We start from the raw sequence: 25,025 nt of genomic DNA, 5'->3' as shown, positions 1-25,025 counted from the left end.
AGAGGGGAACCATTCATGCGACTTCTCGTCGCTTCACCGCTCGGAGATGTCATCGAACCGACCCTGTCGGCGGCGTTTCCGGCGGCGAACGTCATCGTCGCTCACGACCGAGCGGAGGTGGCCGGCGCTCTCGCCGACAGCGCGAGCTTCGACGTGGTGCTCGCGGACCTGGTGTGGAACCACCCCGAGCAGGAATTCCGCTTCGACGGGTTGGACGTCGTGGACATGGTGCGCGCGAAATCCGCGCGCACACCGGTCCTGCTGGCCGGGCAAGGGCACAGCATGGAGCAGGATCATCTCGACGAGGCCTATCACCGCGCGGACGAGATCGCCGGCGTGCACGAGAAAGCTGCGGGGATTTCAGCACTGCTGTCGGCAATCCGGCACGTAGCCGATGGGAAACACCTTCCGCGCCGACCTCCGCCGAACGGCGTCCCGTCACTCTACGAACTCTTCACCGGCCCTGAAGGCCAGATCGCGGGACGGCTGGCCGGAGCGATCGCCGCAGGCAACACCTGGGATCCGGGCTCTCTGGCCGCCGCGGCGAACGTGGGCGTGGACACGGCCCGTTCGATCGCCGACGGCCGTCTCGGGTGGATCATCGCGCGACGTGGCGAGAGCGATTCCCGAGGAGAGCTGACTCCCGCCGTCGTGTACCGCTGGTGCGGAATGCACGCGCGCTATCTGGTGAGCTGGTGCCGCCGCAACGGGCACACGGAAGTGCTGACCCGGTGACGCCGGATCGCAAATCTCCGGTCTCAGGCGAATCGCGGACCGAGGACATCGGCATGCCCGTTCCGGCGGCACCAGCTGATGAGGTAGTGCGCGTGCTCACCGCACCAACGGAAGACCGCGCCCTGGGTCAACGGCGTTCCCTCCGGCAACTCCCCGCGAGCGAGGATGATCGGCCCGATATACGTGTTGGCCGCTTTGTTGGCCGTATTGAGACCGACGCTGGCGACTTGCGCGAGAGAGTTGTAGTCCCACGCCGACTTGGACGCGATCGCACCGGCGAGCCGGCCCGCCGTCTCGCCACGCTGGTCGGTGAACAGGGTGCACAACGCGGGCGGCCCCTGCGGCGGCGGCGCGATCCGCCTGCTGCGGCCGGTCGCGGCGCGTTCGATGGCCTCGAGCAGCGCGGGCACGCCGGACGACTTGTCGTAGAACTCGGCGATCTCCGCGGTGCGCAGCCGCGCCTCGTCGAGGTGGTCCCGCTCCATGCTGTGGCCTTGGGCGGCGAGCAGGACCTCGCTCTCGCGTTTGGTGTCCCGGAGCAAGTCGAGAACATCCAAACCGTCGAATCGGTACTCCATTTCGGGCTTGTTCCAGATCAGATCCGAAATGACCACATCGAACCGAAAACGTCCCACGATTTGACTGCGCACCTCGTCGACATCGGAGGCGATCGCGACCGTCGATGCCGGAAAATGTTGCTTCAGCGTCGGAGCGATGATTCCCCCCAGTGGCGAGGCGACGAGTACTCGTAAGCTCGGTTCCATCACGCGATCTTCAACGCTGGGGATACGCAGGGGCAAGATCTGAAAGCCCTTTCGAACCAGTAGGTTTCGAATTTCGGTATTCCTGGCAAGATCTTGCCCACCCCGCCGTTTCGCGAGTTACTTTGCGGCGAACGTCTATTTGGTCAAGTGATTAGTCGCACGATCGGCGCAGAGGCAAATTTTCGGCACCGCCGCGTGTTTCGATATTCGGACGGTCATCGGACGCCGCACCGGTGTGCGCGCACCGCGGGCAACCATGCTGCCTCCGGCTGACCATTCGACGACAACCCGAGGAAACCCCTGTAGATGGTCATCTTGCTGCTCTATGCCCTGTTCCATCTGGTCCTGCTGGGATCGGCGATGCTTTTCATCGTCTACTGCTTTCGAGTGGTGCTCGAACCGAACGACCTGATGGAATCCACCATTCGCGGCTGCATGCTGATCGCGGGCGGACTCGTCGTCCTGGCCACCCATGTCGCCGGACTCACCGTCGCCGAGTTGGCCGTCAGCGCGCTGTCCAACGCCACGCCCATCGCGCTGCTCGCGGGCACCGTCCTGCCCGGAATCGCGGGCGCCGCCGTCGGCTGGTACTTCGTGCACGTCTTCCCCAAAAGCGAAGACATCGCCAAACGCATCACCATCTTCATCGGCGCCATCTCGATCATCGAATTCCTCTTGGTGTACGCCCAGGCCATCCGCACCTCGGGCCTCGCGATGGGGACCGCCGTGATCCCGAATGTCGCCTTCGTGGTCGGAATCATCATCTACGTCGGCATCACCTACACCCATCAACCGGACCGCACCGACGGACGCCCCGGCGATCATTCCGACCGCCGGTTCGTCCGGTGACGCGGGCAGCCGAGTAGAGGAAACACAAGATGGACGTGTTCTCGAAACGTCGTTGCCCCTATTGCGGTCACGTGGTGATGCTCGGTGAACTGCCGATCGTCGCGACCAACCGCGTCAAACGCAGACCGGTGGGAAACGGCGGCGGACAACAACTCTTCGCTCCGGCCGTGCACGTCCCGGTGTACGACGTCATCCGCAGCTGGCCCGTCGTCGTCGAAGCTCCGCTGAACACGACCGCCGAACGCCTGCACAACCGGGTGCTCCAGAAGGCGCTGCCGCCCGCACTCCCCCTGCTCAGCGACGTCGATCCGGCGCTGGTTCCGCGCCGCCTGTGTCATCGGTGTGCCACTCCGATGCCGGAGGACATCGACAACTACCCGATCTACACCATCGCGGTGGTGGGAACCAGCGGAGCGGGCAAATCGCACTACTTGACGAGCGCGCTGCGCGAGGCCGTCTACCGGCAAGGGCTGGAGCACTGCGACTTCACGGAATTCACCTTCGACAACGACAGCGGCAACCGATTCGACAACGACTACTTCATACCGGTGTTCCGTCAGCGATTTCTGCTCGCGCCCACCCCCGAGGGCACGGACGTGGCACGTAATCCGCTGGTGTGCAAAGTGGCTGTGGGACAGAACGATCCGGCGCTGGTCCTGTTCCACGACGTGGCCGGGGAGGACTTGGCCGATCCGCGCCGCCGCGCTTCGACCGCGGGATTCGTGCGCCGTGCGGACGCCACGATCTTCCTGATCGATCCGCTGTCGCTGGATCGGCCCGACGGGCGGCCATGGCCGGTCGACGGCGCTGTCGACACCGCCTACGCCAATCAAGCGAACCTGCTGAACGCGTGCATGGAAGAACTCGATCACGCGCATCGCCGGCGGACGCCGATCGCGATCGCGCTGTCCAAATCCGATCTCGTGGCGAACGCGCTGGGACGCCCGGTCGCGTTCGCCGCGCCTGCCGACATGAGTTCCGTCGCGGCATGGCGCAAGGACGCCGAGTGGATCGACCAGGAGGTCCGGCAGGTCCTGCGCGAATTCGGCGGCAACGACGTGGTGGCGGCAGGCCGGCGGCGGCCCGGGGACCTGGTCTCCTTTCACGCCGTCGCCGCTATCGGGGATACCCCGAACGCCGACACCATCGACGTGCTGAAGCCGGTGCGCTGCCTGGATCCGCTGCTGATGGTGCTGCTCCGCTTGCCCGAGATCAGCGGTCGCCGCGGATGACAGAGCTGGAGCAACTTCTGTATACGCGCGTACCCCGCGGCGCGGCGGGCCTCGGCCTGCAACCTGTCGCGGCGTCACGCGGATTGGCGGATCGCGAAGACGTGCTCACGCGAGCCGCGGTGCGACTGTGCCGATACACCGCTCCCCGGGGCAGTCATCGCGATTCCGCCACGCCCGTGTCCTACGGGTGGACGGACTTCGAGGGGATGCGGTTGGTGTTCCGCCGCGGCCATCTCGGGCTGGATACGACCGGACGCCCCGGCAACTTCTACGCCCACGTAGTGGCCGGACCGGCGGCGGCACTTCCCGTGCACGAACTGGCGGCGCGTTTCGACTCGCCGTTCTGGTGGCGGGGCGAATTACCGGTGGGCCCCGTTCTGCCCCGAATCGGCCTGGGCGAGATTCCCGCCGCGCCGCTGCGGGCCCTCCACCCGGAAGAGCTGTCGGACGTCGTCGCTGCGATTCTGGCGCACGACGGGCAACTGCCGGTGATCCTGCGGAAACCACCGGAGGTGATCGTCGCCGCGTTCGCCGAATTGGCGTGGCGGCTCCCCGAGGTAGCCGATGGGCTCACGCTGTCCACCTACGAAACCTCCCGTTTCGTCGACGAATTCGATATCACCGGTATGGCGGTCACCGAACGGTCGCCGCTGCGAGCCCAGGCCGATCAGCCCTCCTATCCGGCTACCCGAGTCAGCCATGCACGTCTCATCCTCTCCGACGACGCGGGCCAGCGCGCCGTCGTGCGCGCTGCCGTCGGCGCAATGCGCAGTGGTGACGCGGCGAATGGCGAAGGCGTAACGCTCGATGCCGTCCTGCGCTGCATCACGGTGCTCACCACCGGGACGCCGGATCACGATCTGCTGCTGCCCGTGCTCCGCCGCGAAGGCGGCCTCATGACGGTGCTGGCGCTGCCGAACGGCAGCGACATCCTCGTCGCTCTCCTCCTGGATTCCGGGTCGCCGGCGTGGGAAGCACTGCGACAACTCGATTCCGTCCGCGCGAATCAGGCCGGCGAGGTGGCAACCCGATTGGGGCGGGTGATAGCGGACCGATCGACCGCGCGCATGCTGGGCGAGTATGTGCACAAGATCGGGCGAAGTCTCCACCGGTACCGTGACATCTGTTTGCTCGAACTGCTCCGCCGCTTGCCGCCCCATGTCCTGCACACCGCCGACCTCACCTTCGCCGACCGGCGCGTGTTGCTGCACATCGCGGGGCGCTGCGCGGACACCACCGCCGTCATCGGCCCTCTGCTCGACACCACCGTCGCCGATTGCCTGCGCATCGCGGACGATGCCGGACTGCCGGTCCGGGTGCGGGCGACCGCGCTGGCACGCGCGTTCTCGGCCACGCGCAAGGACCCCGCGACGACCTTGGCCCGGCTGCGCCATCCCGGAGACCTGGCCTCATCCTTCGTCGAGGCGCTACCTTCCGTCGCACCGCTGTGCGAGGCTGTCGGCAAGCTGGATCAGGTGCTGGCCTACAGCGTCGCGACAGCTACCGCGCAGGCGCTGGATCCGCGTGAGCGCCACCTGCTTCTGGGCACGGTTCTGCCCCGTCTCGATGCCGGCCGCCGCCCCGGATTCCTGGCCGGAGCACTGACCGCAGCACCCGAACCCGATCCCGCATGGGACGTCGTCATCTCGACCGTCATAGGCGAGTATCTGGTGGTTCGCGGCCAGGACGGACGGCGGCCCGCCTGGGTGACGGAGGACATCACCTACCTCGCCGGTCTGGGTTACGGCCCCCGCTCCGCCGCGTGGCGTCAACTGCTCAGCGCGCCTCACGCCACCGACCTCGGCGACGCCTTGGGGGCGGCCGCCGATCCGGCGCTCGTGCGTTATCGGCCGGTGACGGTGCCGATGCTGCTCTATCGCTACCGGCTGCTGATCAGGACCCCGCGGGAAGTGGACCAGGCGATCGGAGATCTCACCGCCCGAGGACTCGCGGCCGGCGAGCGAGACGCCCTCGACCTCTTGATCGACGCCTGCCTGGCCGGTGACGCGGCCCCGTTGGCAGCGGCGATCCTGCGTCACGTTTGCTCCCGCCTGGCGACGGGCCACCGCGACTTCCACCTTCGACTGCACCCTCGGGCTCGCGGCTTGCGGGCGCGAATGACCGCGATCGCCGCCGTCGTCGGGTACGTGGAAGTCGGAGCCATCCTCGGCAAGGAGATCGAGGACGCGAGGGTGCGGGCTTGGCTGTACGACATCTATCAATCCATCGCACCACTCCCGGGGCAAGCCCTGCCCGAGCGCCATTGGGGATGGCGCACCTTCCGGTGAGTTTCCCGCAGCGCCCCAGACCGTCGAAAACGGAAATCCGATCGAAAGGATCGAACAATGCGCAATTCCCTCCGCGTGGCCCTTCCGCTCTCCGCCGCGGCGGTGTTCCTCGCCCTGGGCGTGCCGAGCGCATCGGCGGCGTCGACCACCGTGAGCGGCACGATCGGTTGCATCAACAGCGCCTCGCCGGTCGGGGTGTGGATCCAGGCCAAGACGTCGAAATCCGGATGGGCGCAGACCAAGGTCCCGGTCCGGCTCGGCGGCCACTCCAAGGTCGACTACTCCTTCACCCTCGACAAGGGCGGGGACTATCAAGTGCACGTCGGGTGCGGGGGCACGCCGCAGAAGTGGGCGAAATCGCTGAAATCGAAGGATGTCTCGGGCACCAAGAACGATTTCCTGTGCAACGACATGGACCGGCTGTCGGTGGCCGCGTTCAACGCGCTGGTCGGCCGCATGTTCGGCAGGCCCGATCTCACCCAGGGGGTGCCATACGGCGAATGCAAGCACATTCGCTGACGCGAGCCTTCCACTCGTGGCGCGAGCACTGCCAGCGGCTTTCGTCATGCAATGCAATCTGGACGATTGACCAAATTGGCGCTACCGTCTGGTTGACCACGACGAGACGGAGCTCACATGACGGTGTCCGATCCTGCTCACGCGCCCGACACGCGGGAGCTGGGCCTGGCCGAACTGGCGTCCGCGATCGCGGGCGGCGCGGTCACCTCGACCGCCGCGGTCGGCGGCGCGTTGGACCGGATCGACGCGGCGCAGGGCACCCTCAACGCCTTCCGAGTCGTGCGCCGCGAACGGGCGCTGGCCGAGGCCGCCGAAGCCGACCGGCGACTGGCCGCTGGGCAGCGATTACCGCTGCTCGGCGTGCCCGTCGCGGTCAAGGACGACACCGACGTCGCAGGTGAACCGACCGCCTTCGGCTGCGGCGGCGACTTCGCGCCGAAGACGGAGGACGCGGAATCGGTGCGGCGTCTGCGCGCCGCGGGCGCGGTGATCGTCGGGAAGACCAATACTTGCGAACTCGGGCAGTGGCCGTTCACCAGCGCCGCGTGGTTCGGGCACACCCGCAACCCCTGGGACCGCACGAGGACTCCGGGCGGATCCTCCGGCGGAGCTTCGGCGGCCGTCGCCGCCGGATTGGTCCCCGCCGCCCTCGGCTCCGACGGCGCGGGCTCGGTTCGCATCCCCGCCGCGTGGACGAACCTGGTCGGCATCAAACCGCAGCGCGGACGCATCTCCACCTGGCCGGAGGCCGAGGCGTTCTACGGGCTCACCGTGAACGGGCCGCTGGCGCGCACCGTCGCGGACGCGGCGCTGCTGCTGGACGCGGCGGCCGGTCCGCACCAAGGGGACCTGCACACCCCGGAACCGATCACGGCATCGGACGCCGTCGGCCGCGACCCGGGAAAACTGCGGATCGCGCTGTCGCTGCGAATTCCCTTCACCGCGACCAGGACCGCGCTCGATCCCCAGATCGAGCAGGCGGTGCGCCGCACCGCCGCCACGCTGCGGGCGCTGGCCCACACCGTGACCGTGGCCGACCTGCACTACGGCATCTTGATCGGCGCCTCGTTCCTGCCTCGTTCGCTCGCTGGTATCCGGCGGGTCTACCACCGCATGCCCGGCCTGGAAGTAGATCCGCGCACCACCGCGAACGCTCGAATCGGCCGGGTGCTCGACGGCCCCGCCCTCTACGCGGCCCGTCGACTGGAACCTCTGCTGCACAAGCGGATCGGCACCTTCTTCCGCGACTACGACGTAGTCCTCGCCCCCACCACCGCCACGCCACCACCCCGCGTCGAGGAGATCGACGGCATCGGCGTCAACGCCACCAACAACCTCATCACCGCCGCCTGCCCATACACCTGGCCGTGGAACGTCCTCGGCTGGCCCAGCATCAACATCCCCGCCGGCTTCACCGACACCGGCCTCCCCATCGGCGCCCAACTGATGGGCACCGCGAACACCGAACCCATCCTGATCTCCTTGGCCGCCCAACTCGAATCCGAACTGAACTGGCAGAACCACCGACCAACACCTTGGTGGTGAGCCCGCACCACAACGCTGTGCCCCCGTCATTCTCGGTGCGCTCAACCCGCTTCCGCCCACCAACTACTCGCGTGATCAGCCGCGTCGATGCCAAGCAAGTCCGCTGGTGTGCCGATTGCCGATGCAGTATGGTCTCGGCCGTCCGTGGAACGCGAGGAGATGCCGATGGCCGATCGTCACCTGGTAGACGTTCATATACTGCTCGTGCGCGACGACAAGCTACTGCTGACTCAGCGTCGAGGAGACATGTTCGCAGGCCAGTGGCATCTGCCATCGGGCAAATTGGACGCGGGCGAGCCGATTACGACGGCCGCCGCCCGAGAAGCCCGTGAGGAAATCGGCGTGCTCATCGACCCGGCCGACCTCGGATTCGTTCACGCGGTGCACGCCGCCGGTTCAGGCCCGGAACCACGGCTGGGTCTGTTCCTACAAGCACGGCGTTGGATCGGGGAACCGGTGAATCGAGAACCGGACAAGTGCGCGGCTGTGCGATGGTTCCCGATCGACGACCTCCCCGACAACTTGATCGAATACCCCGCCGTCGGAATCCGCGCATTCCTCGACGGGCGAGCGCCGTTCAGCGAGCATGGCTGGGATATACCGCACGCAGTCGCCGACATCGGCGCCTAACCGGCGGCAGCGCGCACGTGCTGGGCATGCGCCAAGTCGACCAGTTTGGCACGGATGTAGCTGGTGGGTGCCTCCGCGAGCTGGAGATCGACCGAAAAGTTGAACTCGTCGCGGGCGAGCATCGACTCGTCGACACCCCCGCTGGTCAGGTCCACCGGCGAATAGTTCAGAAGTTGTTCCGCCTGGTAGCGACCTGTCGCCATGAGTCGATGCCATTCCGGCGTTCCGGGATAGGGGCGAAACTCGAACACCGATGCGCGGAATCGTCCGGGCAGCTGATCGGTAGCTTCCCATAGCCGGTGGATCAGCCGCTCGGTGGCGTCGATCTCTCGGCGGGTCTCACCGGGAAATCCGAGAATGAAATATCCCTTCACGCCGATGCCGCGTTCGGCCAGTCGGGTCACCACGCCGACCGCCATTTCAGGTGTAATGCGCTTGTCGATGTACTCGAGCATCCGGGCGCTGCCGGACTCGATACCGAGCGCGACTTCACGCAGACCGTTCGACGCCAATAGATCGAGCGTCGCATCGTCAGCTCGATGCAACACGTTGATCCGGCCGGTGGCATCCCAGTGCGCCCAATCGCCGACCTGTTCGGCCGCGAAGGCACGCATCATGGTGTCGATTACGCGGCGTGCCCCGAGAAACAAGTCGTCGACGAACCGGAACGCGGTGACGCTGCGCTGTTCGCGAAGCCCAACCATTTCATCGATGATGTTGCGCGGGTGGCGAGTTCGGATGGTGACATCCGGGTTGGCGCTGACCGCCGCTCCGCAAAAGGAGCAGTTGTATGGGCAGCCCCGAGCACCGACCATGTTCGCTTCCCACCGCGCATGCTCGTAATGCGGGTCCTGACACAGATAGGTCCGGTCGACGAACGGCAAGGTATCAATGTCGGGTGCGAGATGATGCGTTGCGCCCGGCACTCCACCGGTGACCGGAACTCGCATGATCGGGTCCAGCCACATTACGCCTGGTAAGCGAGATCGGTTGCGGTGATCATCGAGCAGCTCGGAGACCCGGGTCTCGGCTTCGCCGAGTACCAGCGCGGCGCACCGCGTCATGCGTGGATCGGTCAGTATTCGGCGCGGCATGGCTTTGGCGTGATGTCCGCCGAGCATGACCTCGATGTCCTGGTCGAGCCCGGCGGCGATGCGGGCGCTGATCTCGTATGTGGGGGCGAGCAGGTTGAACCCCGCCCACCGTGGCTTGGTGGCATTGATGAGGTCAATCGTCTGGTCGATGCCCAAGCCATGGGCTTCGGCGTCGAGGACACCGACGTTGAATCCCTGCTGTGCGGCGTAGGTGGCGATATAGGCCATGCCCAGCACGGGAAGCGTGAAGTCGTTGACTCTGGGACGCAAACTGTAATCACGCAGTGGCGCGTTGACGAACAGCGCATCGACTGGGTGATTCGTGGCGGCTCCGGCGATCAGGTCACGACGGGGCCACTTTGGTGAGGTCGGCATTGTTTATCCCCCATGCGAGAGTGAGCAAGGTCCACGCGGACAACTGATTTCCCGCCAGCTTTTGCCATTGTGCCGCGAACCCGGGCTCGTCGTCATGCCACATTCGCTCCGGCGAGAGCCGCTTCGCCCAGGTGCGGACAGCTAGATCCGCGTAGGGGTACACAGAGAAGTCGTTGGTGAAGTCGGCCACCGCGGCGCCAGCGGTCCATGGTCCGATCCGCGGAACCACTTGTAAGGCGTCGATCAGTGCAAGACGCTCACCGGCAGACTCCGCCATTGCAGTCCACTCCTTGCCGTGTTCGAGGTAAGCCCGAGCAGCGGCCTGAAGCGCGGGCCGTTTGAACGCGACTCCAAGATCGGAGAACGTCTGATCGGGCAGTTCGAGGATCTTCTGCGGTTCCGGGAACAGCCATGCCGTGGTGTCGCCGTGACTCACCCGCTGCCCATGGGCCCGGCTGAACAACAGATACAGCTTCCGGGCCTGCCCGGCCCGAATCACCTGCCGCACAATCGCCGTAGCCAAGGCATCCCACAAGCTCGGATTCGCCAGCCGTGTGACCACGCCGGCGGCTTTCAACCCCATCAACATGTCATCGACACCGGCTAGCGCAGCAGGATCGAACTCATCCGATCGCAACCACCCTTCGGCCGCTCCCGCATCGGTGACGATCGCGGTGTGGTGGCCGTCGGTCACGGCGCGGTAAGCCACATCATGGCTGACCTGCACCCAGCCTGGGTGGTCGAGCATCATCCGGCCGAAGATCATGCACTGCTCCCTTCAGTGGTTCGAGTTCGGTCATCATCGTCGCTTCCTTGCTATTCAAGAAGTGGACCGCCCTGGTCGGTGCCGGGGTGGTGCCTGAATGTGAGCCATGATGAGGTCACCGATCGCGCGGGCAGTGTCGGACTGACGTCGATGTGTGCAGTCGAACTCGGCAATCGGCCAGCCGATGTCAGCAAGTTCGGCAGCTACTTCGTGGAACCGTTCGGATTGGGCACTGCTGCTGTCGCTGTCCCGTTCGAACCGATCGTGCGCACCGCGTACGGCGAGCCGTGCCGCCAAAGTGCGAACGTCAGCATGCAGCACTACCGCCAAATCCGGCTCAGGCACGCCCCGGTTGAGCTGCCATACCAGTTGCGGGTCGACCCCATCAAGTGTTTGCAGCACAAGCGAGGACGGCAGATACCGGTCACATACCACCACCATGTCTGCCTCGAGCGCAGGGACGATCTCGCTGAGAAGTTGATGATGACGATCGCCGGCAACCAAACAGGCAAGAGCGATACCCCGGTAGGTATCGGCATGAGCACGTATGAACTCGCCGAGCGCGGTGGGACTGGGCTGGGCCTGTGGCATGCACCCGAACCGCTCGGCTGCGCAAATAGTCGACGAGTGCATGAGCGATACTGGACTTACCGACTCCTCCCGGCCCATCGAGCGTAACCAGCATGCCTGTGCCGGACGTGGTGTTCGCACTATCGGGTCGTCTCAGGTCACCCATTGTTCCCTCTCCGATCATCACACGAGCGGCTCTCGCCGAGCCATACCGCTCGACGATCCTGGTTCTGCCCCTCCAGATGAAGGCGTTCAGTTGGCAATCGAGGTAATCCGGCGGGGTTTCCGGGTATCACGGTCACAGCACCTTGGTGGTGGTAGGCGCGCCATTCCTGCACGAATCGCTCCGCGGCGGTGGTGCAGGCGGCGAATTCCAGGCGGAGATCGTGGAATTGGATCGACAGCCGGACATCGTCTTCTTCAGGTCGTGGCGAGAGTTGGGGATCCATGCATCACCACCCGCGCTGCGGTTGGCATGCTCGGATCGACTCGATGACGGTCACGCCGGAGGGGCGGAAGGCGTCGCGCGGTGGCGCCACCCAGACACGGAATCCGGCCTGGCGGGCGCCTGGTGACGGCAAAGCGATTTGTGCGCCGCAGCGTGACACCGAGGCGTTGAGCCGGAACAACTCGGCGAACAGCCTGATCTCGTCCGGCACGTCCGGGACGATCAGGTACGTCCATCGTTTCGAACGCGGATGCGAGACGATCGGGCCGAGTCGCAGGCCGAGCCCGTGCATACGGCGCTTCACCGCAGCGCCGAGCTGATGCGGCATGGTGATCGCGCCGACGCTGCCCGCAGGCACGATGATGCTTCCTCTTTCGGGTTGGACCCTGGCGGGTAGTCCGCAGATCTCACGGTAGAAGCGGCACCGCGTCACCGGCGTGTCCGCTTGCACCGGCGACAGCACCTGAGTGTCCTCCAACCCCATCCCTACGTCTCCCCTGCTCGTGATGTGATGAGCACCCGGCGCCGAGGAGCATGTGCCACCGATCGGCCGCTCACAGCCGATCAATGTGCCGTTGGGCGAAACGGCATCTACCCGGCGCCGGATGCAGAACCAGGATCCGGTGTCGGAGCGACGCAATACAGGTACGCAGCAGGCATTTTGGTCCTACTCTTCCGGTATTCGACACGTCGATGTGAGGGGGCGAGCGATGATCGACAAATGGACCGGCGCCGAGGTCTTGGCGCTCCGCACGGCGATGCGACTGACACAGGAGGAGTTCGCGGCGGTCTGCGGGCGTGCGGTGCGCACGGTCGGGAAGTGGGAACAGCAGGGCAAGGAAGCGACACTGAGTCCGCGGTCGTCGGATGCCATGGACACGGTGCTGGACGGTCTCAGCCCCGAGCAGGCCTACCGCTTCTACAACGAAGGTGCATCACCGACGCGTGCGATCGCCACCTCGTCACCGTCGATCCGCCTACACTCGTCTCCGGATGCCGAACTGAGGACGTGGGTCGAGATGAACCGACGTGAATTGCTTCGCCTGTTCGGCGGCGTCTCCGGCGGACTATCCGCTGTCGCCGCAATTTTGGCGGGCCTGAATCCAGATGAACAAAGACGAGTCGGTGAAGTGCTCATCGAGCCAGGCCGAATCGACAGCACCACCATCGGCCACATCGAGGCTGCGATGAAGATTGCGTCCTCACAGGAGGACCTTTACGGTCCGTACGCGGTACTTCCGATGGTTTCCGCCCAGTTGGCTATCGCGTCCACTCTGTTGCGGGAGGCGCCTGCACATTTGCGGCCGCAGCTCTTGATCGTCCACAGTCAACTAGCGAGGCTGGCGGGCTGGATGCAGTTTGATATGCGCGATTTCGATTCAGCAAGTCTAAGTTACGCGCAGGCCCACCAGTCCGCGCACGAGGTCGGTGATGACGCACAAGTGGCACTCATCTTGTGCAACATGAGCTACCTCGCAGTCTGGCGTGGATCCCTGCGGATGGGAATCGATCACGCGGTGGCTGCCCAGAACTGGGCCCGGTCGGTGGATGATGGTTTGCTTCGCTCATATGCCGATGTCATCACGGCATATGCCTACGCCAACACTGGACGCGACCAGGCCTGTATCGCAGCACTCGACGCCGCGGACGCCACGTTGAGCAGTGTCCAGCCAGCGGAGAACTCCGTCGCCCATTTCCATAGGCCAGGGTTGTCATTGTCGTTTCGAAGTGACTGCATGTACCGGCTCGGACGTGCGGCCGATGCACGGCATGCCGCCGAATCTTCACTCGATCTCATCGGGAACGGCCCGTACCGGTTCACCCGCAATCGGGCCATGGCCTACATCGACCTAGCACACGCCCACATCGCAGGACGGGAAATCGATGAAGCCGCACGGGTGGTCGGCGAGGCAGCGGGGCTGGCGGTGTCGTGCCGTTCCGACCGTCTCCTCGGCATGATCTCCGATACGCGATCAGACCTTGCCCCATGGTCGGACGCGCTGTGCGTGCGCGAGCTGGACCAACTGCTGGCGGACTATGGACTCCTCAACTCCCGGACGTAGATGTCGAACTCCGGGGACACGAATGTTGGTGTGTCTTGCCGCCCTACCAGGTGCCAGCTACCGATCGCCCGATAGAACGCATGTGCATCTGCCGCCTGCGACTGGACTGCCAGCGTCGCCCGTTGCTCGGGTCGGCTATCCAGCAGGATGTCGAGCAATCGGCGGCCGAGGCCGTGTCGACGTGCCGACTCCCGAACGGCCAGCTCGATCACAGCGAAGGTCCTACCGGGCCATTCCTGTGTTATCTCCGGCGGTACCTGCTGCTGGAACCCCTCCCACCACCCGGTGTCGGTGGTCAGGATGGTTCCTTACACGAATCCGACCAGGGCGTCATCGGATGTCGCGAGAGCCACGCCGAACCCCGGCCTGGTGATCATGTCGGTGAGCATCTGTCGATGGCGCTGCGACTCGGTGTCCGGCCAAACGTACGGTGCCGCCGAGAATACTTCGTCGTACAGCTCGCAGATCGCATCGAAATGCTGCCGTGCGTCATCGGTGGTTCCGAGCCGGACCGCAATAGCGTCGTTCATCTACCCGACCATAGATTCGGGATGCCACCATGAGTTGAAAACTTCGGCCGAGCATGCGAATCGAGCTATCTCCAACTCACTGAGTTCGAGATAGCCCGATTCGCGTTCCGCCCGGTACACACCGGAGTGACGCTCGAGTTGTGCGCTGACGAGTGTTCAGTCTGTCGGCTGAGCCGGATCGGACGATCCGCCGCGAAACACTTCGTCGACGAGCTTTTGGGTCGCCTGTTGGAACGGCACGGCCAAGGACAGGGCGGCGTCGTCCACGTAGTTCAGTGTGGCGGTCATGGTCTTGCTGCCGTCGGGTGTGCTGTACATCAGCGCCGCGTGGCCCGCCGCGCCGCCGTTGTGGGTGACGACGGTGCCGCCCAGGCCAGTGTCTTGCACGAAGACACCGAGGCCGTAGCCCATGTTCGGGATGGGTGTCGGATGCGGTGTGCACATCTCGGCCAGCAACTCGGCGGGGAGCAGCTTGCCGCTCATCAGCGCGGAGATGAAGGTGTGCAGGTCCTGGGTGGTGGAGATCATGTCACCGCCGCTGGAGATCCAGGACGGGTTCTGGCTGGTGACATCGACGGTCTTCTCCTGCCCGTCGTCCTCGTACCGGTAGTAGGCGTGGGCGTGCGGCTCGGGCACCTGGGTCTGGGTGGTCGGCGCCACGGTGCCCGACAGCCCCAGCGGCCCCACGATCAGCCGCTGCATCACTTGGGCGACAGAGCGGCCGGTGACCCTCTCGATCAGCAGCCTGGCCAGCACGTAATTGGTGTTGGAGTAGCTCCAGTCCGTGCCGGGTTCGAACCGCGGCGGCTTGGACAGCGCGAGTCGCACCAGCTCCTCCGGCTGGTAGGTCGCGAACCGGTTGTCCACCCACTCTCTGCCCGCGGTGGTGGCGGCGATTCCCGGCACAACGGTTCCGTCTTGGTAATACTCACCGGTGAAGTTGAATACGCCGCTGATGTGCTGCAACAGCATCCGCACCGTGATCCGCGGGTCGAGTCCGAACTCCGGCAGGTAGTCGGCCACCGCGTTGTCCAGCGCGATCCGGCCCTCGGCCACCAGTTGCAGAACCAGGGTCGCGGTGAAGGTCTTGGTGTTGCTGCCGATCCGGACGTGCCCGTCGGTCGGCGGCTTCGCGGTCTCCCCCAGCTCGCGCACGCCTGCGCTGCCGACCCACTCGCCGCGCTCGTCCTGCACGCGCAGAGTGATTCCGGCGATACCGGACGCGACGATCTCCTCGATGGCCTTCTGCAGCTCCGGCCGATCCGGCCCGGCGGCAGCCGTCGGCACCGTGGCGGCGTCGAGCGCCGCGGTGATCTTGCGGGCCATCTCGGCCGCGGCGGGGCCGGGTTCGCCGCCGCGTGGCCTGGCGGCTGCGTCGACGGCGGCGAGGACGGTGCCGCGGAAGTTGTCGGCCTCGGCCGGATCGTGCTTTCCGAGCAGGTTCATGGCCGCGGTGAGGGCGGGCAGCACTCGGTCGGCGAGTTCGGCGACGGTCCTGCCCTTCAGTTCGATGTCCTTGGACCTCGCGGCGAGCACGTGCCCGACCAGGCCGGTCGCCGACGTCAAGGCGATGGAGCCGTTCGTAGCGGCCGCGTGGGGCGTACCGGTGGCGGCCATCAGCGACAGGGCACCGTACGCGGCGGTCCGCAGTGTGCTCTTGTCCTGGTCGGAAAGGGTGACGGTGGTGGGAGTCGCGATTGCTGTGCTGTTCACACGACTACTGTCGCCGCCCCGGCTGACACCGGCCTGACGCGGATCTGACACCACCGCTGACACGGTATCCGCCCGATCACAGCCGAACTCCGATCAGGTCAGAAACCGAGTTTGCCCAGCTGTTTCGGGTCCCGCTGCCAGTCCTTGGCCACCTTCACGTGCAGATTCAGGTAGATCCGGGTGCCGAGGATGTGTTCGATCTGTTTGCGGGCGTTGGTGCCGACCTCTTTCAGCCGGGAGCCGCCCTTGCCGATGACGATGGCCTTCTGGCTGGGCCGCTCGACGTAGAGCAAGGCGTGGACGTCGAGCATGTCCTCGCGGTCCTCGTAGGGCAGGACCTCCTCGATGACCACGGCCAGCGAGTGGGGCAGCTCGTCGCGCACGCCCTCCAGCGCGGCCTCGCGGATGAGCTCGGCCATCAGCGTTTCCTCTGGCTCGTCGGTGAGCTCGCCGTCGGGGTAGAACGCCGGGCCCTCCGGCATCTTCGACGCGATGACGTCGACGAGCACCTCGACCTGCTCGCCCCGCACCGCCGACACCGGAACCACGTCGGCCTCCGGGCCGAGCAGCTGGGAGACGGCGAGCAGTTGCTCGGCGATCTGGTCCCGGCTCACCTTGTCGATCTTGGTGACCACGCCGAGCAGCGTCGTCTTCGGCGCCATCTGCTTGACCTGCTGCACGATCCAGCGGTCACCGGGGCCGATCTTCTCGTCGGCCGGGATGCACAGCGCGATCACGTCCACTTCCGAATACGTATCGCGCACAAGGTCGTTGAGGCGCTGACCGAGCAAGGTGCGCGGACGGTGCAAACCGGGGGTGTCGACGAGGATCAACTGCGTGTGCTCGCGATGCACGATGCCGCGAATCGTGTGCCTGGTGGTCTGCGGACGCGAGGAGGTGATCGCGATCTTCGCGCCGACCAGCGCGTTGGTCAGAGTCGACTTGCCGGTGTTCGGACGACCGACGAAACAGACGAAACCGGACCGGAATGCGCCCTTCTCCCGCGCGTCAGCCACCGCGGACCTCACCGGAATCGGCGCTCACCGCGTCGGCCGCGTCGGCGGAGTCGTCGACGATCTCGAACACCGCGCCGTCGCGATCGGTGAAGATGATCCGCGCCTCCGCCGAAACCTCACGCACCGCGGTCACGCCGAAGTCCGACAGCCGCCCGCCGACCACGACGGCCGCCTCGAAACCCTCCGCGCCGCTGGACAACGCCGCGGCCACGGCGGCTTGCAGCGCCGTCAACCGCAGCGCGCTCAGCGTGACCTCGCCCGCGGCGTAGGTGCGGCCGTCGGTGTCGCGGATAGCGGCTCCGCTCGCCCCGCCGGTGCGGCCGAGCGCGCCACGGGCCAGGACGACCAGCTTGGTGTCCTCGGCGTCCAGTTCGGTCATTCGGTGTCTCCGTCCTCGTCGCGATCGGCAGCGGTCTCCCGCTCCGATCCGTTCGCCTTGCGCTTGCCATTGGCATTGTCCCCGTTGGTTTTCCCCGCGGGGACCTTCTCGCGCGCTTTGCGTACCACCACGGTGTTCACCCGCATCCGGCCCCGCGCGTCCGGACCGCCTTCGCCGCGCAGCACCAGCCCGTGCACCTCGATCTTCGAGCCGGGCAGCGGCACCCGGCCCAGTTCGTGCGCCAGCAGGCCGCCGACGGTGTCGACGTCCTCCTCCTCGATCTCCAACCCGAACAGCTCGCCGAGATCCTCCACCGGCAGCCGGGTCGAGACGCGGTAGCGGCCGTCGCCGAGATCTTCGACGGGCGGGGTCTCGTCGACGTCGTACTCGTCGGCGATCTCTCCGACGATCTCCTCCAGCACGTCCTCGATGGTCACCAGACCCGCGATGCCGCCGTACTCGTCCACCAGCAACGCCATGTGGTTGCGCCTGCGCTGCATCTCGTCGAGCAGGCTGTCGAGCGGTTTCGAGTCGGGCATGAACACCGCGGGACGCATCACCTCGCGCACCCGCACCTTACGGCTGCGCTCGGCGAAGGGCACGAGGTCTTTCAAATACACCACGCCGCGGATGTCGTCGACGTTCTCGCCGATCACCGGGATCCGCGAATGCCCGGAACGCACCGCCAGCGACATCGCCTGCGCGGCGGTCTTGTCCGCTTCGATCCAGACCATCTCCGTGCGCGGCACCATCACCGCGCGCGCCGCCGTGTCGCCGAGTTCGAAGACGGACTGGATCATTCGTCGTTCGTCGTCGGCCACCACCCCGCGCTCACCGGCCATCTCGACCACCTCGCGCAGCTCGATCTCGGAAGCGAAAGGCCCGTTGCGGAAGCCTTTACCGGGGGTGATCGCGTTGCCGATCAGAATCAGCAGTCGGCTGATCGGCCCGAGCAGCGCGCCGATGAACTGCAAAGGCAAGGCCGCGGCCAGCGAGATGGAGTAGGCGTGCTGCCTGCCCAGCGTGCGCGGGCCGACACCGATCACCACGTACGACACCAGCACCATCACCACAGCGGTGATCAGCAGCGCCCAATTCTCGCCCCAGAGCGTCATCAGGCCCGCCGCCAGCAGCACCGTCGCGCCGATCTCGCACAGGATGCGCAGCAGCACCATGAGATTCACGTAACGGGCCCGGTCGTCCACGATCCGGCCCAGCCGCACCGCGCCGGGCCGGTCGGCGCGCACCAGGTCCTCGACCCGGGCGGGCGAGATCGTGTTCAGGGCGGAATCGACCCCGGCGAAGATCCCGCCCACGAAGATGAGCAGGACCGCGAGCAGAACGAGGGTCAGGGAATTCACGCGGGACCCAGCGACTCACCCGGTGTGGTGAAGCCCGCCTTACCCAGCAATCGCGCGTCGCGTTCGGCCAGTTCGGCGCGCCGCTGAGCCTCCCGCAGACTCTCGTACCACTCCTCGAGCAGCCGCGCCTGCAGGGCGAACATCTCCTTCTCCTCGTCCGGCTCGGCGTGGTCGTAGCCGAGCAGGTGCAGCACGCCGTGCACGGTGAGCAAGGCGAGTTCGTGATCGAGGGAGTGCCCCGCCTTGCGCGCCTGTCCGGCGGCGAACTCCGGGCACAGCACGATGTCGCCGAGCATGGACGGGCCGGGCTCGGGGCTGTCGGGCCGCCCGCCGGGCTCGAGTTCGTCCATCGGGAAGGACATGACGTCGGTGGGGCCGGGCAGGTCCATCCAGCGCATGTGCAGGTCGGCCATGGTGTCGAGATCGACGAGCACCATGGACAGCTCCGCGGCGGGGTGCACGTCCATCCGGGCGATCACGAACCGTGCGACGCTGACCAGCTCTTCTTCGGGTACGTCGATACCCGACTCGTTGGCGATCTCGATGCTCACCCGAACAGCCTACGATCCCGTCGATCGCGTCGGCGGAGCGGAGCCCCGCCCGGCGAGACGAGTCAGCGCCGGTCGGCCCGGCTCGCCGCGCGGCGCTGTGCGCGGTTGCCGCCGTAATGCGGGGCGACCTGCGGACGGGACTGGGCCTCGAAGCGGTCGTAGGCGTCGACGATGTCGGAGACCAGCCGGTGGCGGACCACGTCGCTGCTGGTCAGCTCCGCGAAGTGGATGTCTTCGATCTCGGTGAGGATCTCGCTGGCCGCGCGCAGACCGGACCGGGCGCCGGTCGGCAGATCGACCTGGGTCACGTCGCCGGTCACCACGATCTTCGAGCCGAATCCGAGACGGGTGAGGAACATCTTCATCTGCTCGGCGGTGGTGTTCTGCGCCTCGTCGAGGATGATGAACGAGTCGTTCAGGGTGCGTCCGCGCATGTAGGCCAGCGGCGCGACCTCGATGACACCGGCCGCCATCAGCTTGGGAATGGCCTCCGGGTCCATCATGTCGTGCAGCGCGTCGTAGAGCGGGCGCAGGTACGGATCGATCTTCTCGTTCAGCGTGCCGGGCAGGAAGCCGAGCCGCTCCCCCGCCTCGACCGCGGGACGGGTGAGGATGATCCGGTTGACCTGCTTGGTCTGCAACGCCTGGACCGCTTTGGCCATCGCCAGATAGGTCTTGCCGGTACCGGCGGGTCCGATGCCGAACACGATGGTGTTGGCGTCGATCGCGTCGACGTAGCGTTTCTGGTTCAGCGTCTTGGGCCGGATGGTCTTGCCGCGCCGGGACAGGATGTCCAGGCTGAGCACCTCCGCGGGGGACTCGCTGGACCCCTCGGTGAGCATCGACACGGTGTGGCGCACCGCCTCGGGGGTCACCACGCGGTTGCGGCCGGTGAGCGCGACCAACTGCTCGATGACCCGCTCGGCGAGCGCGACGTCGGCCGCCTTGCCGGTGAGGGTGACGGAGTTTCCGCGGACGTGGATGTCCGCGTCGAGCAGCGTTTCCAGTTCACGAAGGTTCTGGTCGGCCGAACCGAGGAAGGGGAACACGGATTCAGGAGCGAGTTCGATACTCGAGCGCACGGTGCGCGCTGCGGGACCCGAACCGTTGTCGCCGGCGCCGATGCCTGCCGCTGGGGTGGTGGGGTCGCCGATCTCGCCTTGTGTTCTCAAAAGTGGCTATAGCCTGCTTTCCGGTCTCGACTGCGGTATGGAGCAAGTTTAACCCGCACCACCGACACCGCCCAGTGAATAAGCCGCGAGCGGAATCGGCCGCTCACGGGATTCCCCCACGTCGGCGCGCCCAATCCTCGGTGAAATCACGAAAGCGTCGCACCGCGTCGGGTGGCGTGGTCGCCGCGGGCCAGATCAGCCCGACCGCCCGAGCCGCGCCCGCGTCCGCCAGCGGCACCGTCACCGGTCCCGACAGCGGCCCGGCGGACAGCGGGTCCTCTCGGGGCAGGATCGCCACCCCCAGCCCCGCCGAGACCAGTCCCGCCACCGTGACCAGATCGCTGGATTCGAACGCGATCCGGGGCCGGATGTCCGCGGCGGCGCACAGTTCGTTGAAGATGCGCCGCATCCCGAAGCCGTGGTGCATGGTGACGAACTCCGCGTCGGCCACCTCGGCGAGGCGAACCTGCCGTCGTCCGGCCAGTCGGTGTTCCTGCGGCACCGCCAGGACCAGCGGCTGACGCAGCACGGCGCGCCAGCCGACGCCCGCGACGGCGGGACGGGGCGAGACGATGCCCAGATCGGCGTCACCGGCGAGGACCCGCTCGGTCACCGCCTCGGCCGCTCCCTGCCACAGCGTGATCGTGATCCGGCCGGACACGCGCCGGAAGCCGCTGATCAGCTGCGGCACCAGCGAGCCGCCGAACGAGTGCTGGAACGCCAGCCGCACGACGCCACCGGCCGGGTTGACCCGATCGGCGAGGGCCTGTTTCGCCGCATCCAGTTCCGATTGCGCGCGGCGGGCGTGCTCGTAGTAGATGCGGCCGTACTCGTTGAGGACGATCCGTTTTCCGTGCCGGTCGAACAGTTCGGCGCCCACCCTGCGCTCCAAACGGGCCAGCATGCGCGACAGCGTCGGCTGCGCCAGGTGCAATCGCTCCGCGGCGGCGCCGACCCGCTCGAGTTCGGCGAGTGTCGTGAACCACTCCAGATCCTCACCCAGCACAGTCCGACCTCGCTATATGCATTCAGGGAATCAACTTGCCTTCCATTATTCATTTCCTTCCGGAAAGCGGGCTGGTGATGCTGGATGAAAGGAGGAGCCATGACCACCAGACGAATCGAAGGGGCCAGGGACATCGCCCACGAACGCAGGATCACGATCGCGCTGTTCGCCGCCGGTCTGACCACCTTCGCCTCCATGTACAGCGCCCAGGCACTGCTGCCGAGCCTGTCGGCGGCGTTCGGCGCGACGCCCGCACGCGCGGCGCTGGCGGTGTCGCTCACGACCGGCTTCCTCGCGCTGGCGATCATTCCGGTGAGCGCGCTGTCGTCGCGGATCGGCCGGACCAAGGTGATGATCGGTTCCGCCGTCACCGCGGCGGTGATCGGACTGCTGCTGCCGCTGAGTCCCTCGCTGGAGGTCCTGCTGGCCGGACGCGCGGTGCAGGGCATCGCGCTGGCCGGTGTGCCCGCGGTCGCGATGGCCTATCTGGCCGAGGAGATCGGCGGGGAAGGGTTGGGCGCCGCGATGGGCATCTACGTGGCAGGCACCACCATCGGCGGGCTGGCCGGGCGGCTGATTCCGGCGTTCACGTTGGATCTGGCGTCTTGGCGATGGGCGCAGGCGGCGGCCTCGATCGCGGCCGCGGCCTGCACCGTCTGGTTCGTCCGGTGGCTGCCGCCATCGCGGGGCTTCGTCGCGCGCCCCGCCGGAATCCGGACGGTGCTGGGCGACCTCGGCAGCCAATTGCGCCACCGCGGCTTGCTCGCGTTGTTCGGGCTGGCGTTCGTGCTGATGGGCGGGTTCGTCTCGATGTACAACTATCTCGGCTACCGGCTGACCAGCCCGCCGTTCGAGCTGCCGGAGGCACTGGCGGGACTGGTGTTCGTGCTCTATCTGGCCGGAACGGCGGCCTCGGCGGCGTCCGGCCGGTTGACGGATCGGGTGGGCAGGTCCTGGGTGCTCGGGATGTCGCTGATCGTCATGGCGATCGGTCTCGTGGTGACCATCCCCGACCAAATCGGCACCGTGATCCTCGGCGTTTTGCTCTACACCGCCGGTTTCTTCGGGGCGCACACCGCCGCGAGCGCGTGGGTGGGAGCGATGGCCGAAGGCAACCGGGGCGCGGCGTCGTCGCTGTATCTGTTCGCCTACTACCTCGGCAGCGCGCTCGTCGGCGGAACGGCGGGCATCGCCTACGCCCACTCCGGGTGGCTCGCACTGGTCGGCGGTATCGGCCTGCTGATGGTCATCGCGGCATTACTGCTGGCGGTATCGCACCGGGCGCATCGCGGTGCGGTGTCGGTGAACGCCGCCGCCGGTGACTCCGGGAAAGCGGCGCCTGTCGAGGTCTGAGATCGCACGCACACTCCCGGCCGCGCCGCGAAACCCTCACCAGCGCGGCGTCAACGCACCGAGCGCGCCCAGCGCGACCGCTGCCGCCGTGGAGGTACGCAGCACGGTCGGGCCGAGCAAGGTGATCTCCGCGCCCGCCTCGGCCAAGGCCGTGAGTTCCGCGTCGTCCAGCCCGCCTTCCGGGCCCACCACCAGAACGATCTCGGTGGCGTCGGCGAACGGCAATGCGGTGAAGCGGGCGGCGCCGGATTCGTGCAGCGCCGCCACGATCGCGCCGCGCCCTTTGGCCGCGCGCACAAGCTCCAGCACATCCGCCGTCCGGTGCAGGTCGGCGACATCCGGAATGTAGGCCCGGCGGGACTGACGGGCGGCCGAGCGCGCGGCGGCGCGCCACTTCTCCACACCCTTGGCCGCTTTGCCCTCCCAATTCGCGACGCAGCGCGCGGCCTGCCAGGGAACGACCACGTCCGCGCCCGCCTCGGTCATCAGCTCGACCGCCAGTTCCGATCGATCGGACTTCGGCAGCGCCTGCACGACCGTCACCGGCGGCGTCTGAGGGTCCGCGAGCACTCGATCGCGCACCGCCAGCTCGAGCCGGTCGCGTTGCGCCGCAACGACTTCCGAGGCGGCCAGCACCCCGCGCCCGTCGGAGAGGGTGATCGGCTCCCCGACCCGGATGCGGCGCACCGTGGCGGCGTGCCTGCCCTCGGGGCCGTCGAGCACCGCGACCGCGCCCGGCTCGGGCACCTCGTCGAGGTAGAAGACCGTCGCCGCCACCTAGCGCCCGCTGAAGGACGCGCGCAGCCGCGCGAACAGGCCGCTGTTGTGCTCGGACTGCGCCGACATCACCTCGGCGCGCTCCCGCTCGCGCAATCCCTTGTACTTGCGCAACAGTTCGGTCTGCTTGCTGTCCAGCTTGGACGGGATCACGATGTCCAGATGCGCCAGCAGGTCGCCGCGGGCGCTCGAGCGCAGTCGCGGCATGCCGTGACCGCGCAGCACCGAGATCTCACCGGGCTGGGTGCCCGCCGGAATGGTCAGCTCGGTGGGGCCGTCCAGGATGGTGTCGATCACGACGGTGGTGCCCAGCGCCGCGTCCACCATCGGCACCCGGATGGTGCAGTGCAGGTCGTCGCCGTCGCGCACGAACACGTCGTGCGGCTGCTCCACGATCTCCACGTACAGATCCCCCGCGTGACCGCCGCCGGGGCCGACCTCGCCCTGCGCGGCCAGCCGCACGCGCATGCCGTTCGCGACGCCCGCGGGAATCGGGGCCGCGATCTCGCGGCGCGCCCGCACCCGCCCGTCGCCACCGCACTTGTGGCACGGGTCCGGGATGGTCTCGCCCGCGCCACGGCAGGTGGGGCACGGACGCGAGGTCAGCACCTGGCCGAGGAACGACCGCTGCACCGACTGGACCTCGCCCGCGCCGCCACAGGTTTCGCAGCGCACCGGCTTGGACTTGCCGTTGGTGCCGGAACCCTGGCAGATGTCGCACAGGATCGCGGTGTCCACGGTCAGGTGCTTGGTCACGCCCACCGCGCACTCGGCCAGGCTGAGCCTGGTGCGGATCAGCGAATCGGCGCCGGGCTGGACGCGACCGCGCGGCTTGCGCGCGCTGGCCGATCCGCTCATGCCGCCGAAGAACGCCTCGAACACGTCGCCGAGCCCGCCGAAGCCGGCGCCGTTGAATCCGGCCCCGCCACCACCGGATTCCAGCGGGTCGCCGCCCAGGTCGACGATGCGCCGCTTCTCCGGATCCGACAGCACCTCGTAGGCGGTCGACACTTCCTTGAACTTGGCCTGCGCCGCCTCGTCGGGGTTCACGTCGGGGTGGAGCTCACGCGCCAGCTTGCGGTATGCCCGCTTGATCTCCTGGTCGGTCGCGTTCTTCGCGACGCCGAGCAGTCCGTAGTAGTCCCGTGCCACTTGAGTCTCTAGTCCTTGGTCGTTCTCGACAGTGCCGCCGGTGCCCGCGCCGCGTGCGAAGCGCGCCGACAACAGCATTAGTCTTGTGCACTCAACTTTATCCGGCCGAAGGATCGAGCGTAGCAGTGGCGTCGGCG

26 protein-coding genes are annotated in these 25,025 nt (G+C 67.0%); 9 read left to right on the top strand and 17 right to left on the bottom strand.

Features of this window, described 5'->3' with window-relative positions:
* The first annotated feature begins 15 nt into the window (after nt 1-15).
* A complete protein-coding gene (locus U3653_RS06230; RefSeq protein ID WP_195077631.1) occupies nt 16-735 on the top strand; it encodes an MSMEG_1198 family transcriptional regulator in 720 nt (239 codons plus the stop codon).
* A gap of 23 nt (nt 736-758) precedes the next feature.
* Here the strand turns inward: U3653_RS06230 and U3653_RS06225 are convergent, their stop codons facing one another.
* Nucleotides 759-1,499, bottom strand: a complete 741-nt coding sequence (locus tag U3653_RS06225; protein ID WP_195077929.1) for an MSMEG_1198 family transcriptional regulator — start codon at nt 1,497-1,499, stop codon at nt 759-761.
* Nucleotides 1,500-1,805: 306 nt separating this feature from the next.
* On the opposite strand from U3653_RS06225, the gene U3653_RS06220 reads away from it, so the two are divergent.
* From U3653_RS06220 to U3653_RS06195, 6 genes are all read left to right on the top strand, one after another.
* Entirely contained in the window at nt 1,806-2,348 is a 543-nt protein-coding gene (locus U3653_RS06220; protein WP_195077630.1) for a hypothetical protein, read from the top strand.
* Between the two features lie 29 nt (nt 2,349-2,377).
* Nucleotides 2,378-3,580, top strand: a complete 1,203-nt coding sequence (locus U3653_RS06215; protein ID WP_195077629.1) for a GTPase domain-containing protein — start codon at nt 2,378-2,380, stop codon at nt 3,578-3,580.
* Nucleotides 3,577-5,868 carry a GAP1-N2 domain-containing protein gene (locus U3653_RS06210; protein WP_195077628.1) on the top strand — a complete coding sequence of 764 codons (2,292 nt, stop codon included), beginning with the start codon at nt 3,577-3,579 and terminating at the stop codon, nt 5,866-5,868. Before U3653_RS06215 ends, U3653_RS06210 begins: the two co-directional genes overlap by 4 nt.
* Nucleotides 5,869-5,925: 57 nt before the next feature.
* Nucleotides 5,926-6,387, top strand: coding sequence for a hypothetical protein (locus U3653_RS06205; RefSeq protein WP_195077627.1), 462 nt, complete (start codon nt 5,926-5,928; stop codon nt 6,385-6,387).
* 117 nt (nt 6,388-6,504) lie between these two features.
* Nucleotides 6,505-7,932: an amidase gene (locus U3653_RS06200; protein WP_195077626.1), complete on the top strand. Its 1,428-nt coding sequence runs from the start codon at nt 6,505-6,507 to the stop codon at nt 7,930-7,932.
* Between the two features lie 165 nt (nt 7,933-8,097).
* A complete protein-coding gene (locus U3653_RS06195) occupies nt 8,098-8,562 on the top strand; it encodes an NUDIX hydrolase (protein ID WP_195077928.1) in 465 nt (154 codons plus the stop codon).
* Here the strand turns inward: U3653_RS06195 and U3653_RS06190 are convergent.
* From U3653_RS06190 to U3653_RS06170, 5 genes are all read right to left on the bottom strand, one after another.
* A complete protein-coding gene (locus tag U3653_RS06190; protein WP_195077625.1) occupies nt 8,559-10,031 on the bottom strand; it encodes a B12-binding domain-containing radical SAM protein in 1,473 nt (490 codons plus the stop codon). The genes U3653_RS06195 and U3653_RS06190 overlap by 4 nt on opposite strands.
* Complete coding sequence (locus U3653_RS06185; RefSeq protein ID WP_323123905.1) at nt 10,000-10,797, bottom strand: DNA glycosylase family protein; 798 nt, start codon at nt 10,795-10,797, stop codon at nt 10,000-10,002. Before U3653_RS06185 ends, U3653_RS06190 begins: the two co-directional genes overlap by 32 nt.
* A gap of 54 nt (nt 10,798-10,851) precedes the next feature.
* The gene (locus U3653_RS06180; protein WP_195077624.1) at nt 10,852-11,388 is read right to left on the bottom strand and encodes a dTMP kinase; all 537 of its coding nucleotides are present in this window, start codon (nt 11,386-11,388) and stop codon (nt 10,852-10,854) included.
* A gap of 137 nt (nt 11,389-11,525) precedes the next feature.
* Nucleotides 11,526-11,816, bottom strand: a complete 291-nt coding sequence (locus tag U3653_RS06175; protein ID WP_195077623.1) for a hypothetical protein — start codon at nt 11,814-11,816, stop codon at nt 11,526-11,528.
* A 3-nt stretch (nt 11,817-11,819) separates the two neighbouring features.
* Nucleotides 11,820-12,299, bottom strand: coding sequence for a DNA-directed RNA polymerase subunit beta (locus U3653_RS06170; protein WP_195077622.1), 480 nt, complete (start codon nt 12,297-12,299; stop codon nt 11,820-11,822).
* A 226-nt stretch (nt 12,300-12,525) separates the two neighbouring features.
* Between U3653_RS06170 and U3653_RS06165 the strand changes: the two genes are divergently transcribed.
* The gene (locus U3653_RS06165; protein WP_195077621.1) at nt 12,526-13,878 is read left to right on the top strand and encodes a helix-turn-helix domain-containing protein; all 1,353 of its coding nucleotides are present in this window, start codon (nt 12,526-12,528) and stop codon (nt 13,876-13,878) included.
* On the opposite strand, the gene U3653_RS33235 is transcribed toward U3653_RS06165, so the two are convergent.
* From U3653_RS33235 to U3653_RS06125, 9 genes are all read right to left on the bottom strand, one after another.
* Nucleotides 13,851-14,123, bottom strand: coding sequence for a GNAT family N-acetyltransferase (locus tag U3653_RS33235; RefSeq protein WP_353963920.1), 273 nt, complete (start codon nt 14,121-14,123; stop codon nt 13,851-13,853). The two genes, U3653_RS06165 and U3653_RS33235, sit on opposite strands and share 28 nt — an antisense overlap.
* 63 nt (nt 14,124-14,186) lie before the next feature.
* Nucleotides 14,187-14,408, bottom strand: a complete 222-nt coding sequence (locus U3653_RS06160) for a hypothetical protein (RefSeq protein ID WP_195077619.1) — start codon at nt 14,406-14,408, stop codon at nt 14,187-14,189.
* A 156-nt stretch (nt 14,409-14,564) separates the two neighbouring features.
* On the bottom strand, nt 14,565-16,121 hold the full coding sequence (locus U3653_RS06155) for a serine hydrolase domain-containing protein (protein ID WP_323123906.1): 1,557 nt from the start codon (nt 16,119-16,121) through the stop codon (nt 14,565-14,567).
* A 98-nt stretch (nt 16,122-16,219) separates the two neighbouring features.
* Nucleotides 16,220-17,137: a GTPase Era gene (era, locus tag U3653_RS06150; protein ID WP_195077618.1), complete on the bottom strand. Its 918-nt coding sequence runs from the start codon at nt 17,135-17,137 to the stop codon at nt 16,220-16,222.
* Complete coding sequence (locus U3653_RS06145; RefSeq protein WP_195043399.1) at nt 17,130-17,516, bottom strand: cytidine deaminase-like protein; 387 nt, start codon at nt 17,514-17,516, stop codon at nt 17,130-17,132. Before U3653_RS06145 ends, era begins: the two co-directional genes overlap by 8 nt.
* Nucleotides 17,513-18,877, bottom strand: coding sequence for a hemolysin family protein (locus U3653_RS06140; protein WP_195077617.1), 1,365 nt, complete (start codon nt 18,875-18,877; stop codon nt 17,513-17,515). The genes U3653_RS06145 and U3653_RS06140 overlap by 4 nt, the downstream gene beginning before the upstream one ends.
* Nucleotides 18,874-19,428: an rRNA maturation RNase YbeY gene (ybeY, locus tag U3653_RS06135; RefSeq protein WP_195077616.1), complete on the bottom strand. Its 555-nt coding sequence runs from the start codon at nt 19,426-19,428 to the stop codon at nt 18,874-18,876. The genes U3653_RS06140 and ybeY overlap by 4 nt, the downstream gene beginning before the upstream one ends.
* A gap of 62 nt (nt 19,429-19,490) precedes the next feature.
* Nucleotides 19,491-20,552, bottom strand: coding sequence for a PhoH family protein (locus U3653_RS06130; RefSeq protein WP_195077925.1), 1,062 nt, complete (start codon nt 20,550-20,552; stop codon nt 19,491-19,493).
* 151 nt (nt 20,553-20,703) lie between these two features.
* Nucleotides 20,704-21,606 (bottom strand): LysR family transcriptional regulator, encoded by a 903-nt coding sequence (locus U3653_RS06125; protein ID WP_195077615.1) that lies wholly within the window; start codon nt 21,604-21,606, stop codon nt 20,704-20,706.
* 99 nt (nt 21,607-21,705) lie between these two features.
* Between U3653_RS06125 and U3653_RS06120 the strand changes: the two genes are divergently transcribed.
* Entirely contained in the window at nt 21,706-22,959 is a 1,254-nt protein-coding gene (locus U3653_RS06120; protein WP_195077614.1) for an MFS transporter, read from the top strand.
* 36 nt (nt 22,960-22,995) lie between these two features.
* Here the strand turns inward: U3653_RS06120 and U3653_RS06115 are convergent, their stop codons facing one another.
* Nucleotides 22,996-23,736, bottom strand: a complete 741-nt coding sequence (locus U3653_RS06115; RefSeq protein ID WP_195077613.1) for a 16S rRNA (uracil(1498)-N(3))-methyltransferase — start codon at nt 23,734-23,736, stop codon at nt 22,996-22,998.
* A complete protein-coding gene (gene dnaJ, locus U3653_RS06110) occupies nt 23,737-24,888 on the bottom strand; it encodes a molecular chaperone DnaJ (RefSeq protein ID WP_195077612.1) in 1,152 nt (383 codons plus the stop codon). It abuts the gene before it with no gap.
* Nucleotides 24,889-25,025 lie beyond the last annotated feature (137 nt).

It is taken from the genome of Nocardia implantans (assembly GCF_035544775.1).
Taxonomy (GTDB): domain Bacteria; phylum Actinomycetota; class Actinomycetes; order Mycobacteriales; family Mycobacteriaceae; genus Nocardia; species Nocardia implantans.
This window is presented reverse-complemented; position numbering and strand designations above follow the sequence as displayed.

Excerpts from the sequence above, each read along its gene's own strand:
- U3653_RS06210 (WP_195077628.1), top strand. The coding sequence starts at position 3,577 with ATGACAGAGCTGGAGCAACTTCTGTATACGCGCGTACCCCGCGGCGCG.
- U3653_RS06190 (WP_195077625.1), bottom strand. The coding sequence starts at position 10,031 with ATGCCGACCTCACCAAAGTGGCCCCGTCGTGACCTGATCGCCGGAGCC.
- U3653_RS06185 (WP_323123905.1), bottom strand. The coding sequence starts at position 10,797 with ATGATCTTCGGCCGGATGATGCTCGACCACCCAGGCTGGGTGCAGGTC.
- U3653_RS06215 (WP_195077629.1), top strand. The coding sequence starts at position 2,378 with ATGGACGTGTTCTCGAAACGTCGTTGCCCCTATTGCGGTCACGTGGTG.
- U3653_RS06165 (WP_195077621.1), top strand. The coding sequence starts at position 12,526 with ATGATCGACAAATGGACCGGCGCCGAGGTCTTGGCGCTCCGCACGGCG.
- U3653_RS06170 (WP_195077622.1), bottom strand. The coding sequence starts at position 12,299 with ATGGGGTTGGAGGACACTCAGGTGCTGTCGCCGGTGCAAGCGGACACG.
- U3653_RS06180 (WP_195077624.1), bottom strand. The coding sequence starts at position 11,388 with ATGCCACAGGCCCAGCCCAGTCCCACCGCGCTCGGCGAGTTCATACGT.
- U3653_RS06220 (WP_195077630.1), top strand. The coding sequence starts at position 1,806 with ATGGTCATCTTGCTGCTCTATGCCCTGTTCCATCTGGTCCTGCTGGGA.
- U3653_RS06145 (WP_195043399.1), bottom strand. The coding sequence starts at position 17,516 with ATGACCGAACTGGACGCCGAGGACACCAAGCTGGTCGTCCTGGCCCGT.
- U3653_RS06205 (WP_195077627.1), top strand. The coding sequence starts at position 5,926 with ATGCGCAATTCCCTCCGCGTGGCCCTTCCGCTCTCCGCCGCGGCGGTG.
- U3653_RS06200 (WP_195077626.1), top strand. The coding sequence starts at position 6,505 with ATGACGGTGTCCGATCCTGCTCACGCGCCCGACACGCGGGAGCTGGGC.
- U3653_RS06160 (WP_195077619.1), bottom strand. The coding sequence starts at position 14,408 with ATGAACGACGCTATTGCGGTCCGGCTCGGAACCACCGATGACGCACGG.
- U3653_RS06230 (WP_195077631.1), top strand. The coding sequence starts at position 16 with ATGCGACTTCTCGTCGCTTCACCGCTCGGAGATGTCATCGAACCGACC.
- U3653_RS06225 (WP_195077929.1), bottom strand. The coding sequence starts at position 1,499 with ATGGAACCGAGCTTACGAGTACTCGTCGCCTCGCCACTGGGGGGAATC.
- U3653_RS06175 (WP_195077623.1), bottom strand. The coding sequence starts at position 11,816 with ATGGATCCCCAACTCTCGCCACGACCTGAAGAAGACGATGTCCGGCTG.
- U3653_RS06120 (WP_195077614.1), top strand. The coding sequence starts at position 21,706 with ATGACCACCAGACGAATCGAAGGGGCCAGGGACATCGCCCACGAACGC.
- U3653_RS06195 (WP_195077928.1), top strand. The coding sequence starts at position 8,098 with ATGGCCGATCGTCACCTGGTAGACGTTCATATACTGCTCGTGCGCGAC.